We start from the raw sequence: 11,639 nt of genomic DNA, 5'->3' as shown, positions 1-11,639 counted from the left end.
GACGCTACGCATCCACTGTGCGGTTCTGAAAGAACCGAACCGGACCACCTGGTCCCCGTGCGCCTGTTGTTGGGTGGTGGGGTTGGGTGCCTACGGGTTGGTAATTTCATAGTGTTTCGGTGGTCATAGCGGTTGGGGAACACCCGGTCCCATTCCGAACCCGGTAGTTAAGCCTTCCAGCGCCGATGGTACTGCACTCGTGAGGGTGTGGGAGAGTAGGACGCCGCCGAACATATCGTTGACCCTCAGGGGCATCCGTTTTATGCGGATGCCCCTGAGGGCATTTTTGCGTTCTGACCGGTTTCGGTGTGACGAGGAATCGTCACGTTGTGGTCCGCGGCGACGGCTGTCCGGGCGATGCGGTGCGCGCGAGCGGGTGACGTGCCGTGAGCGCTCTTCACGGCTCCTTACCGTGACGGCATGAGCAGTGGTCAACCGATGTGGGCGCCCGCCGTTCTCGGCGTGGTCCTCCTCGTGGCGCTGGTCCTGCTGCTCCTGACCTACGTCTAAGCGGCTATTCCACGGGGTTCAGGTCGCCGGTCGGGAAGCGCCGCTCGTTGCGTTCGATCTTGGCGAACGCGGCCTCGATGAGGTCGACGTCGAGCTTGTCGGCCAGCCGCACGAGGTAGTGCATGACGTCGGCCAGCTCGTCGCGGACCTTCCAGGCCAGCTCCGGGTCTTCCATCGCGTGCGCGGCCTCCTCGGGCGTGAGCCACTGGAACAGGTCCGTCAGCTCGCCGACCTCCCCGGACAACGCCATCACAAGGTTCTTGGGCGTGTGGTACCGGTCCCAGTCGCGCGCGGCGGCGAACCGGCGCAGCGCGTCCCGCAGGTCTTCCAGGTTCATGCCCGCAGAGCTACCACACGGTGGTCGCTGGGGCGCACGCCGCGTACCCGTTTGAACGCCGTGCTGAAGGCGAACGGGTCCGCGTAGCCGACCGCGCGGGCCACCGAGCCGATGGTCGCGTCGGGCTTGGCGAGGAGATCGGCGGCCAGGTCCATGCGCCACTCGGTGAGGTACGTCAGCGGCGGCACGCCGACCAGGGCGGTGAACCGTCGCGCCAACGCCGCCCGTGACACGCCGGCACGTGCCGCGAGTTCGGCGACCGTCCACGCGTGCCGCGGTTCGTCGTGGATCGCGCGGAGGGCGGGGCCGACGATCTCGTCGCCCAGTGCCCGGTACCACGCGGGGGTGTTCGCCTCGGGCCGGTCGAACCACTCGCGCAGCGCGAACACCAGGAGGAGGTCGACGAGCCGGTCGAGGACGATGTCCTGACCGGGCCGGTCCTTGGCGACCTCCTCCGACAGGAGGTCCAGCGCGGGGCACGGGCCATCGGCGCACGGCACGACGAACGCGGCCGGCAGGGCGTTGAGGAGTCGGTCGGACACGCTGCCCTCGACCTCGTAGGCACCGGTGATCACGACCGTGTCGCCGGACGCGTCGAACCCGTACGTGCGGGTGCCGAGCCGCCACCGCTCGCAGTCCGGTTCACCGACCTGGATCTGGGGCGGCGTGGACGGGTCGTCGGCCAGTACGAACCGGTGCGGTCCGCGGACCAGGCCGATGTCGCCGGGCCGCATGAGCAGGCGGGCGCCGTCCTCGGTGAGCAGCCACGCGGTGCCGCGGACGGTGGTGATGAGGGTCAGCGGCGCCGTCACCGAGAACCCGAGCGACCACGGTGGCGACGCGAACGAGCGGCACACCAGGGCGTGCTGCGCGTGCACGCCGCGCAGGAGGTCGGTGAGAGCGTCCACGTAGACGATTGAACATGGAGTTGCGACTGTGAGCCATGTTCCGTCCACCACGACGTTGGTGTGATGGTGGCATGACAATCCTGGTTATCGGAGCCACCGGCAAGACCGGCCGTCGCGTCACCACCGCCTTGGAGGACCGCGGCGTCGCCCACCGTCCCGTGTCACGTCGTTCCGCGATCCGCTTCGACTGGGCGGACGAGTCCACCTGGGACGCCGCGCTGGACGGCGTCACGGCGGTCTACCTGGTGCCGCCCGCGATGACGTTGTCCGACGAGGAGGTGGCGGCGTTCGTGCCGCGGGCCGTGGCGGCGGGGGTGCGGCGGATCGTGGTGTTGTCGGCGCGCGGCATCATGCCGGACGACGGCCGTGAACGCGCGGTGCGCGAGTCCGGTGTGGACTGGACGATCCTGCGGCCGACGTGGTTCTCCCACAACTTCAGCGAGGACTTCTTCCTGCCGCAGGTGGTGGCGGGCGAGGTCGTGCTGCCGGCCGGCGGGGACGGCGCGCACCCGTTCATCCACGCGCAGGACATCGCGGACGTGGCGGTGGCGGCGTTGACGGAGGACGGGCACGCGGGCGTGACGTACGAGCTGTCGGGGCCGGAGGCGCTGACGTTCGCCGAGGCGTTGGCGTTGATCGGCGACGTGTCGGGCCGGTCGGCGCGGGTGGTCGACGTGCCCGCGCCCGACTTCGCGGGGCTCCTGGTGGACGGCGGTCTGAGCCGGGCGTACGCGGAGGTGCTGACGATGTCGTTGACCGCGATCCGCGACGGTCACGACGCCGCGCTGTCGGACGGGGTGCCGTCGGTGCTGGGGCGCGACGGGCGGACGTTCGGCGACTACGTCAAGGAGGCGGCGGGCGCCTGGGGCTGAGCGAGGACGAACAGGTGCTCCTCGGTGGGCTGGCCCTCGCGGTCGGGGGTGAAGGCGGTGCTCCGGGTGTCGAGCACCGTCAGGCCCGCCTGCTCGATCCGGCGGAGGAGGTCGGGGGTGGCGAAGCTGGTGAGGCGCACGGTGTGGCCGAGGAACGGGACTTCGAGGTCTTCGACGTCCATCGGCACGGTGATCAGCGCCAGCACGCCGTCCGGCTTCAGCCAGCGGGCGATCTTGGCGAGCACGGCGGCGACCTCGTCGCGGCTCATCTGGAGGAAGGGGAAGAACGCGCAGACCGCGTCCCAGCTCCGGTCCTCCGACTCCCACTCGCGGACGTCGGCGTGCGTGAACTCGGCGCGCGGCACCTGGCGGTGGGCGATGTCGACCATGGTGGCGGACACGTCGATGCCGAGGACGTCGTGGCCGGCGGCGGTGAGGTCCTCGGCGACCGGCCTCCCCGTGCCGCTGCCGATGTCGAGCACCTTGGCGTGCGCGGGCAGCCGTTCGAGCAGCAGGCGCACCGCGTCGTCCACGGCGGGGGGACGGCCGAAGGCGTCCTCGTAACCCTGGCCGACGGCGTCGAACAGCTCGGCGGCGGTGAAGGGCTGGGGGTCCACGGCTACCTCCGGATCAGGGTGAGGTGCGGTTTGGGGTGGGGTTGGGTTGGGCCTTCGCCTGGCAGGGCGGTGAGGACGAGGCCGAAGACGAGACCGTTCAGCTCTTCCACGTCGAGGAGGAGTTCGCGCGCTATGTCGTGCGGGGTGGTGCCTTGGGACCTCAGTGTGCGGAAGACCTTGGTGAGTACCTGGGACGTCTCGCGGCGGGCCATGCCGGTGGGTGGGCGGCGGGCCAGGTGGGCGCACACGGCGGTGTACTGGGGCCGGCTGAGGAGGCCCAGGTCGCGGAGGCGGTGGGCGAGGGTGAGCGGGGTGACGTGCCACGTGGCGCTCAGCGCGAGGACCTGCTCGGTCAGCGCGTTGCGGGGGACGGCGGCCAGGACGCCCGCGCGGGGGAGGAGGAAGGCGGTCGCGAACGTTTGCGCGTCGTTGGTCCGGGTGAGGCGGCCCAGTTCGCGGGCGGTGTCGAAGCGGGCTTCGTCGGGGGTCGCGGTGGGGTCGAGGAAGACGTAGGGGGTGCCGTTGTGGCGGCACGAGAACGGGCCCGCCGGGGCGCAGTCCTGCGGCAGGGAGAACACGCGGACGCCGTGCGCTTCGAGCAGGTGCACGAGGTTGGGCGCGGGCCGGTGGGGGATGCCCCAGCGAGCGCGGACCATCTCGGCCGCCGTCTCCGGGTCGGGGCCCTCCCACGTCGGCACGTCCGGCTCGGGGAACGTGAACGCGCGCGTCAGCCAGGCGTCGAAGCCGATGGCCAGGCGGGCGGCGGCCAGCGCGGCGTCACGCTGCCGCTGGGGCGCCGGTCGGGTGAACGCGACGTCGATCTCGGGGACGTCCTCGGCTTCGAGGAAGCCCGCGGGGAAGCCGAGGGCTTCGGTGAGCCTCGCCGTGGTGGCCGGTCGCGGTCGGCGGCGGCCGTGCTCGTAGTCGCCGATGCTCGCCGGGCTCGTGCCGGCCTTGCGCGCCAACTCGACCGCGGTGAGACCGCGCCGGGTGCGGGCCAGGGCGAGGCGGGAGGGCGTGAGCATGATCGCGCCATTCTCGCACCCGCCTACCGGCGCGGGACGACGGTGACGTCCACGTCGGCCGGGCCGTCCGGGCCGCGGGGCGTGGGCAGCGGGCCGAACACCAGAGGCGGCAACGTGATCCGGTGCGCCCAGCGGTCGACTACCTGGCCCTGGGGCGTCGGTTCCGGCTGCGACACCTCGCGCAGCACGACCAGCCGGTCGCCCTCCTGGTGGGGGTAGGTGACGAGGAACCACAGCTTCCACTCGTGCGTGTGCAGGGAGTCGAAGAGGGTGAACTGGTCGCTGTCGTTGCCGCGCATCATGGCCGCGATGGCGGGGCCCTTGGCGTAGTCGCTGCGCAGCGGGGCGCCGGGCGTGCCGGTGTGCCGGTTGCCCTGGAGCGTGCCGAGCACGACCGGTCTCGTCGGGTGCTGGACGAGGCCCGCGTTCCACTTGTCGACGCGCGTCCACCCCTCGGCGACGAGCACTTCGCGCAGCCTGCCGACGCGGTGGATCCAGTCGAGCAGCCCGGCGCCGTTGGTGGGGCCGAGGGGTGGCGCGGACGCCCGTGCGTCGACGCCGGCCCAGATGGCCTCGTCGAGGTGGTCGACCCTCAGCCCCAGCTCGGCCAGCCGGGCGTGGTGGTCGGCGGTCAGCTCCGTGGCGTTCGACATCCTCATGTCGGGCACGGTAACGCCGACCACCGACAATCCCGTGCCGGTCGTCACTCGGGGGCCGTCCGTACCATCGGTACGGAGAGGGATCGGGTCGCGCGTCACACGTGGGGAATCACGATGGAATCGAACTCGCCGAAGGTCACGGTCGTCGTGCCGACCTACAACGAGCGGGAGAACTTGCCGAAGCTGGTCGACCTGCTCGCCGGAATCGGGGTGGAGAACCTGCACGTGCTCATCGTGGACGACAACTCGCCCGACGGCACGGGTGACGTCGCGGACGAATTGGCGGCGAGCGCGCCGATTCCGGTGGACGTTCTGCACCGCACGGAAAAGGACGGTCTGGGGCGGGCTTATGTGGCCGGGATCTTGCGCGCGCTCGACCGCGGCGCGGACGTCGTGGTGCAGATGGACGCGGACCTGTCGCACCCGGCGAGCGTGATCCCGCGCATGGTGGAGACGTTGGCGACGACCGACGCGGCCGTGGTGATCGGCTCCCGCTACGTGCCCGGAGGCGCGGTCGCCGGCGAATGGGGGTGGCACCGCAAAGCGCTGTCGGCGTGGGCGAACTTCTACGTCAACGCGATCCTGCGATTGCGCGTGAAGGACGCCACGGCGGGGTTCAAGGCGTGGCACGCGGCGACCCTGCGGAAGATCGACGTCGCCTCGATCCGGAGCAACGGGTACGCGTTCCAGGTGGAGATGAACCACCGGACGGTGAAGAACGGGATGCGCATCGTCGAAGTGCCCATCAAGTTCGAGGAACGCGCGGAAGGCGCGTCGAAGATGAGCCTGGCCGTGCAGCTGGAATCGGCGTTGATGCCGTGGAAACTGCTGTTCGGCCGCCGGTTGGGCTGAGGTTGCCCCGTTCGGGGTGCGATGACCCCCACACGGCCGGCGTGCATGAAGTCGTGCTCGGCTGGGTACCAAGCCCTTCCGAGCGACAGGATGCTGCATGGATGTGCGGAGCAGGAACAACGTGGTCGTCACCGGCGAGGCCGACGGCCCGGTGGTGGTGCTCGCGCACGGTTTCGGGTGCGACCAGAACATGTGGCGGCTGGTCGTCCCCACGCTCGCCGAGAAGTGCCGGGTCGTGCTGTTCGACCACGTGGGGGCGGGAGGGTCGGACCTGTCCGCGTGGAACGCCCAGCGGTACTCGACGCTCGACGGGTACGCGTCGGACGTGCTGGACCTCTGCCGTGAGCTGGACCTGCGCGACGTCGTGTTCGTGGGTCACTCGGTGGCCGCGATGATCGGGGTGCTGGCGGCGGCCGCCGAGCCGTCCCGGTTCGGCAAGCTGGTGCTGGTCACGCCGTCGCCGCGGTACATCGACGACGGCGACTACCGGGGCGGGTTCAGCGCCGCCGACATCGAGGAGCTGCTCGACTCGCTGGACAGCAACTACCTCGGCTGGTCGGCGACGATGGCGCCGGTCATCATGGGCAACGCGGACCGACCGGAACTCGGCGAGGAGCTGACCAACAGCTTCTGCCGCACCGACCCGGAGGTGGCCAGGGTGTTCGCGCGCACGACGTTCCTCTCGGACAACCGGGACGACCTGCCGCGGGTGAGCGTGCCGACGCTCGTGCTGGAGTGCGCGCAGGACGTGATCGCCCCGCCCGAGGTCGGCGCGTACGTCCACGCCAACATCCCCGGCAGCACGCGGGTCACGCTCGACGCCACGGGGCACTGCCCGCAGCTCAGCGCACCGGAGGCCACCGCGGCGGAGATCCTGCGCTTCGCCGTGGACCAGCGGTGATGTGCGAGACGGGGAGCGACCCGGACAACGACAACGAGACGTTCTCGGCCTTGTTGGAGGACAGCGCGGAAGACCTGTACGAGAACGCGCCGTGCGGATACCTGTCGACGATGCTCGACGGGAAGATCGCGAAGGTGAACGGGACGCTGCTGCGGTGGCTGGGTCGCCGACGTGAGGACCTGGTGGGCCGGATGCGGTTCAGCGACCTGCTCAACGTCGGCGGCAAGCTGTACCACGAGACGCACTTCGCGCCGCTGCTGCGGATGCAGGGCGAGGTGCGCGGGGTGGCGCTGGAGATGGTCGCGGCGGACGGCTCCCGGTTGCCGGTGCTGGTCAACTCCACCGTCAAGACCGGCGACGACGGCTCGCCGTTGCTGATCCGCACGACGGTGTTCGACGCGCGCGACCGCCGTGCGTACGAGCAGGAGCTGCTGCGCGCCCGGCAGGAGGCGGAACGGGAGCGCGACGAGATCCGGCGGCTCGCGATCACGCTCCAGCGGACGCTGCTGCCGCCGGTGCTGCCGGACGTGCCGGGCGTGGAGATCGCCGCGCACTACCACCACGCGTCGCCGTTCGAGGTCGGCGGCGACTTCTACGACGTGTTCCCGCTGGCGGACGGCCGGTGGGGCGTGTTCCTCGGCGACGTGTGCGGCAAGGGCGCGGGCGCGGCGGCGGTGACGTCGCTGACCCGCTACACGCTGCGCTCGGCCGCCGTGTACGACCCGGACCCGGTCGCCGTGCTGACGAACCTGAACACCGTGCTCAACCAGGAGCGGGACGACGGGTCCGCGCGGTTCTGCACGGTGACGTTCGGGGTGCTCGCGGTGGAGGGGGACGGCTGCACGCTCACGCTCGCCGCCGGCGGCCACCCGCCCGGCCTGCTGCTGCGCGCCGACGGCACGGTCGAGCACGTGGAGACGCCCGGCGGGCAGCTCATCGGCATCCTGCCCGAGGCGCGCGTGGTGACCACGACCGTGCGGCTGGCGGGCGGTGACACGTTCGCGCTGTACTCGGACGGGCTGGTGGAGGCGCGGACCGGTGGCTCGCGGTACAGCGAGGAGGAGTTGCTGGAGTTCGCGGCCACCATCGCCCCGACGTCGGCGGCGGGTGTCGTGGAGGCGATCGTGGGGTTGTTGGACCGGTTCGGCGACGGGGTCGAGGACGACACCGCGGTGCTCGCGCTGGGCGTTCCGGCGGCTCGGACCGGCGTGGACGTCGGCTCGGACCCGGTCTAGGGCTCCCAGACCTGGATGGCGCGGACGACGAACGGCGCGTCCGGCACGTAGGTGCCCTTGCCGGGGTAGGTGGTGAACTCGGCCTCGGTCGAGCACGTGGCCCGCTGGTACACCGAGGCGTCCCTGGTGAGGCGGTTCGCGAACGACCTCGCCACGAACCCGTCGGGCAGCGGGATGCACTCCCGGGGGTTCGCCGATTCGAGGTCGAGGCGGTGCGACTGGCCGGTGTAGTCGGTGCCCGACCAGACGCAGAACTCGCCCCGGTCGCAGGTCGCGGCAGGCTCGTGGGCCACCGCCGTGCCGCTGGACGCCAACGCGCCGGCGGTGAGCGCCAGCGCCGTGACCAGGGTGCGGGTCGTCATTCGGGTCACCTCCACCGCTCCAGGGTGCTGCGGCCGGCGGTGGTGTGGGGCCGGGGCGACCGCCGTTCACCTGATTGTGTGGGTGTGGTCCGGGGACGGCCAGTCGACCTTCGCCGCCGTTGTTTGTGGTCCTACGAACCAGTCTTGGTTTACTGGCTCGGTGACAGCGCGGGAGGGTGGGGTTTCGGGCTGGCGGCGGGAGCTCGTCGAGGCCGTGGACCGGGTGCTGGCGGGGCCGGTCAAGGGTGGGGACGGCGAGTGGCGGCCGCTCGGCCGGGCGACCCGATTACCCGGTGACGAGCCGGGGTGGTGGACGCTCGACCTCCGCGCGGGCGACCGGCCGCCGTCCGCGGACAGCTTCGACCAGCTCTGCCTGGCGGACAAGGACGGGCCTGACAACGGCACCTCCGTCCCGGTGGAGCGGGTGCAGGTCGCCGACGGCCTGGTCAAGATCAAGGTGGACGGTGTGCTGCCCGCCGGCTGCGACCGGGTGTGGACGATCCGGCTCACGCCTCGCCACCTGTGGCAGAAGCTGCGCGACGGGATCGCGGGCCTCGACCGGGCGCCGCTGGCGGATCGGCTGGCCGCGGGCAGGCTGGACGCGCTCCCCGCGCCGTCCGCGCACGACTACCCGCCCGGTTTCCTGCCGTCCCAGCGGATCGCGTACCAGGCGTGCACCGAGCCCGGTGTGCACGCCGTGTGGGGGCCGCCGGGCACCGGCAAGACCCGCGTCCTCGCCCGCGCCATCGAAGACCTCGTCAAGAGCGGACGGCGCGTCCTGCTGGTGTCGACGGCCAACATCGCCGTGGACAACGCGCTCAAGGAAGTCGTCAAGAACATCCCCACCGACCAGGGGCAGGTCATCCGGGTCGGGCCGCCGCACCTGCCGGAGCTGGCGGCGGACGACAACGTCCAGCTGCAGCGGCTCGCGGCCCGCACGACGGGTGAGGTCGACGCCGAGCTGGCCGAGGTGCGGGAACGGCTCGTCCAAGCCGACCGGGTGGACGCCAGGATCGCCGCCCTCGACGTCGAGCTCGCCGACTACGACCACGACGCCTACGTGGCGGCGGTCGAGCGGATCGACCGGCGGGCGGAGCTGGCGCGGCTGGAGGCGGACCGTCCTGAGCTGGCCCGGCGGCACGTCGAGGCCACGCGGGAGTTGGACGCCGCGGTGCTCGAGGCCGCGGTCGTGGACGGCGAGCGGCGACGGGTGGAGCCGCAGCGGCGGATGCTCGAACGGGCCGCCGAGCTCACCGCGTCGCTGCGGGCCGCCGAGGACGACGTCCGCGGACAGCGTGAACGGGCCGCGAGCGCCGCAGAGGAGGCCGCCGCCACTCGCAACCCGCTCGCGCGGTGGAAGGCGCGCAAGGCCGCGGAGCGGTGGGCACGGGCGTCGGCCACCGCGGAACGGCAGTTCGCGGCCCGGCGGGACGCGATCGTGGCGGAGCTGGACCACCTCCGTGCCACGGTCACCGTCACGCCCGCCGACCTGGCGCGGCTGGACGAGCGCGTGGTGGTCGCGAACACCCTCTACCGCGCCAGTCAGTCCGAGATGACCCACGTGCAGGAGGCGGTGGACGCCTTGGAGGCGCGCTGCGCGTGGCTGCGCGGGCTCGGTGTCGCCGACGAGCGGGACGACGCGGCGGTGGCGTCGGCACGCCGGGGGAACCTCCCGGCGCGGCACGAGGAACGGGCCCGGCTCCACGAGTTCCAGCGGTCCGCCGCGCGTGACCGGCCGCAGTGGGAGAGCCGCCTGCGGGACCTGACCAAGAAGATCGGCAAGCTGCGCCGTGACGCGGAGGGCGAGATCGTGGCCGGCGCGCGGGTGGTGGCGACGACCCTGGCCCGGTCGCGCGCGCACCCCGCCGTGGCGCGGGAGAAGTTCGACGTCGTCCTCGTGGACGAGGCCGGCGCGGCGCTGCTCGCCGAGGTGCTGCTCGCGGTCGGGCGGGCGACCCGGACCGCCGTGCTGCTCGGCGACTTCCTCCAGCTGGGCCCGGTCACCGCGGACGTCGACCGGGTCGACCACGCGGGCGTGCGCAAATGGGTCAAACCGGACGTGTTCACCCACTGCGGCATCCGCGCGCCCGCGGACGTGGAGGCGAAGGCGGGCGCGGTGGGGCTGCGGCACCAGTTCCGGTTCGGCCCGAACCTGCGCCACCTCGCCAACGAGGTCGTCTACGGCGTGCTGGAGGACGGCGCGACCAGGCCCGACACCGAGATCGTGATCGTGGACGTGAGCGACCTGCCCGACCTCGGCGTCGTGCACCGGTCGGCGAAGTACGCCGGCTGGTGGCCGGTCGGGGCGCTGGTGGCCCGCGCGCTCGCGCAGCACCACAGCACGGACGGCGACGTCGGCGTCGTGACGACGTTCAAGCAGCAGGCCGAGGCGACGCTCGCCGCGCTCCGGGACGTCGGACCGGACCTCGTCGTGCCCGTGGGCACCACGCACTCGTTCCAGGGACGCGAGTTCGACACCGTCGTCTTCGACCTGGTGGAGGACGGGCGGGGCTGGATCGCCAAGGCCCGCGCGAACGGCGACGACTTCGAGTACACGGCGGTCCGCCTGTTCGGCGTGGGGATCACCCGGGCCCGGCACCGGCTGTACCTGATCGTGAACTCGCGGGTGGCCGTCAAGGGCGCCGTGGGTGACAGCCCGCTCGGCGCGGTGCGGCGACTGGCGCAGGCGGGCCGCATCCAGTGGGTCCGCGCGGGCGCCCTGCTCGGCTTGGCCGACGAGCGCGAGTACAAGCCGGTGTCGTCGGTGGAGGCCGAGCTGCAGGACGTGCTGAGCGGGCTCGTCGAGATCACCGACATCGAGGACGAGTTCGCGTTCAAGGACACCCTGGCGAAGAGCCTCGCCCAGGCCCGGCACAGCGTGTGGATGTGGTCGCCGTGGGTCGGTCGGAACGGCAAGCGGTTCATGCCCCTCATCGCGGACGCCGTGCGGCGAGGCGTCGACGTGCGGGTGTTCACCAGGGACGACAAGGACTTCATCCAGAAGAACGACACCAACCAGGAGTGGCTGCGGGCGCTCAAGGACACCGGCGCCCGGATCATCCGCGCCCGCCTCGAGCACAAGAAGATCGTGGTGATCGACCAGCAGGTCGTGCTGATCGGGAGCCTGAACGCCCTGTCGCACCGGGACTCGCGCGAGGTGATGCTCACCTGCCGGGGTTCGGCGTTCGCGAAACGGCTGCTCGCGGAGCTGGGCGCCGAGGGGTTCGTCGACCCGGCGCCCTGCGCGAGGTGCCGTGCGGACGTCGAGCTGCACCGGTCGTCCGACCGGAAGCGGGGCACGCCCTACTTCTGGCGCTGCCCGCGCTGCCGGCACGAGGTGGCGGCGCCGAGCCGCGGCTGA

Annotated in this window: 11 protein-coding genes and 1 rRNA gene; 6 read left to right on the top strand and 6 right to left on the bottom strand. The window is 71.9% G+C overall.

Features of this window, described 5'->3' with window-relative positions; all coding sequences use genetic code 11:
• Positions 1–115: 115 nt before the first annotated feature.
• Positions 116–232: ribosomal RNA gene (rrf, locus tag ACFQ3T_RS04455) — 5S ribosomal RNA — on the top strand.
• A gap of 282 nt (positions 233–514) precedes the next feature.
• Here the strand turns inward: rrf and ACFQ3T_RS04450 are convergent.
• Both ACFQ3T_RS04450 and ACFQ3T_RS04445 read right to left on the bottom strand, forming a co-directional pair.
• The gene (locus tag ACFQ3T_RS04450) at positions 515–847 is read right to left on the bottom strand and encodes a nucleotide pyrophosphohydrolase (protein WP_380720036.1); all 333 of its coding nucleotides are present in this window, start codon (positions 845–847) and stop codon (positions 515–517) included.
• A complete protein-coding gene (locus ACFQ3T_RS04445; protein ID WP_380720033.1) occupies positions 844–1,755 on the bottom strand; it encodes an AraC family transcriptional regulator in 912 nt (303 codons plus the stop codon). The genes ACFQ3T_RS04450 and ACFQ3T_RS04445 overlap by 4 nt, the downstream gene beginning before the upstream one ends.
• Positions 1,756–1,826: 71 nt before the next feature.
• Here ACFQ3T_RS04445 and ACFQ3T_RS04440 point away from each other — a divergent pair, with 71 nt between their 5' ends.
• Positions 1,827–2,627, top strand: coding sequence for an NAD(P)H-binding protein (locus ACFQ3T_RS04440; protein WP_380720031.1), 801 nt, complete (start codon positions 1,827–1,829; stop codon positions 2,625–2,627).
• Here the strand turns inward: ACFQ3T_RS04440 and ACFQ3T_RS04435 are convergent.
• The 3 genes from ACFQ3T_RS04435 to ACFQ3T_RS04425 are packed head-to-tail and all read right to left on the bottom strand — an operon-like array spanning position 2,594 to position 4,928.
• Positions 2,594–3,244, bottom strand: coding sequence for a class I SAM-dependent methyltransferase (locus ACFQ3T_RS04435; protein WP_380720029.1), 651 nt, complete (start codon positions 3,242–3,244; stop codon positions 2,594–2,596). The genes ACFQ3T_RS04440 and ACFQ3T_RS04435 overlap by 34 nt on opposite strands.
• A gap of 2 nt (positions 3,245–3,246) precedes the next feature.
• Positions 3,247–4,269, bottom strand: a complete 1,023-nt coding sequence (locus ACFQ3T_RS04430; protein ID WP_380720027.1) for a helix-turn-helix domain-containing protein — start codon at positions 4,267–4,269, stop codon at positions 3,247–3,249.
• 23 nt (positions 4,270–4,292) lie between these two features.
• Positions 4,293–4,928 carry a hypothetical protein gene (locus ACFQ3T_RS04425; RefSeq protein WP_380720024.1) on the bottom strand — a complete coding sequence of 212 codons (636 nt, stop codon included), beginning with the start codon at positions 4,926–4,928 and terminating at the stop codon, positions 4,293–4,295.
• A 114-nt stretch (positions 4,929–5,042) separates the two neighbouring features.
• On the opposite strand from ACFQ3T_RS04425, the gene ACFQ3T_RS04420 reads away from it, so the two are divergent.
• The 3 genes from ACFQ3T_RS04420 to ACFQ3T_RS04410 all read left to right on the top strand — a co-directional run bounded on the left by ACFQ3T_RS04420 (position 5,043) and on the right by ACFQ3T_RS04410 (position 7,916).
• Complete coding sequence (locus ACFQ3T_RS04420; protein WP_380720023.1) at positions 5,043–5,780, top strand: polyprenol monophosphomannose synthase; 738 nt, start codon at positions 5,043–5,045, stop codon at positions 5,778–5,780.
• 97 nt (positions 5,781–5,877) lie between these two features.
• The gene (locus ACFQ3T_RS04415; protein WP_380720021.1) at positions 5,878–6,681 is read left to right on the top strand and encodes an alpha/beta fold hydrolase; all 804 of its coding nucleotides are present in this window, start codon (positions 5,878–5,880) and stop codon (positions 6,679–6,681) included.
• Complete coding sequence (locus ACFQ3T_RS04410; RefSeq protein ID WP_380720019.1) at positions 6,681–7,916, top strand: PP2C family protein-serine/threonine phosphatase; 1,236 nt, start codon at positions 6,681–6,683, stop codon at positions 7,914–7,916. The genes ACFQ3T_RS04415 and ACFQ3T_RS04410 overlap by 1 nt, the downstream gene beginning before the upstream one ends.
• On the opposite strand, the gene ACFQ3T_RS04405 is transcribed toward ACFQ3T_RS04410, so the two are convergent.
• Positions 7,913–8,278 (bottom strand): peptidase inhibitor family I36 protein, encoded by a 366-nt coding sequence (locus tag ACFQ3T_RS04405; RefSeq protein ID WP_380720017.1) that lies wholly within the window; start codon positions 8,276–8,278, stop codon positions 7,913–7,915. The two genes, ACFQ3T_RS04410 and ACFQ3T_RS04405, sit on opposite strands and share 4 nt — an antisense overlap.
• 160 nt (positions 8,279–8,438) lie before the next feature.
• Here ACFQ3T_RS04405 and ACFQ3T_RS04400 point away from each other — a divergent pair, with 160 nt between their 5' ends.
• Positions 8,439–11,639: an AAA domain-containing protein gene (locus tag ACFQ3T_RS04400; RefSeq protein WP_380720015.1), complete on the top strand. Its 3,201-nt coding sequence runs from the start codon at positions 8,439–8,441 to the stop codon at positions 11,637–11,639.

It is taken from the genome of Saccharothrix hoggarensis (genome assembly GCF_042678885.1).
Classification (GTDB): Bacteria; Actinomycetota; Actinomycetes; order Mycobacteriales; family Pseudonocardiaceae; genus Actinosynnema; species Actinosynnema hoggarensis.
Note: the sequence above shows the minus strand (reverse complement) of the source record. Positions and strands in the feature narration are given on the sequence as shown.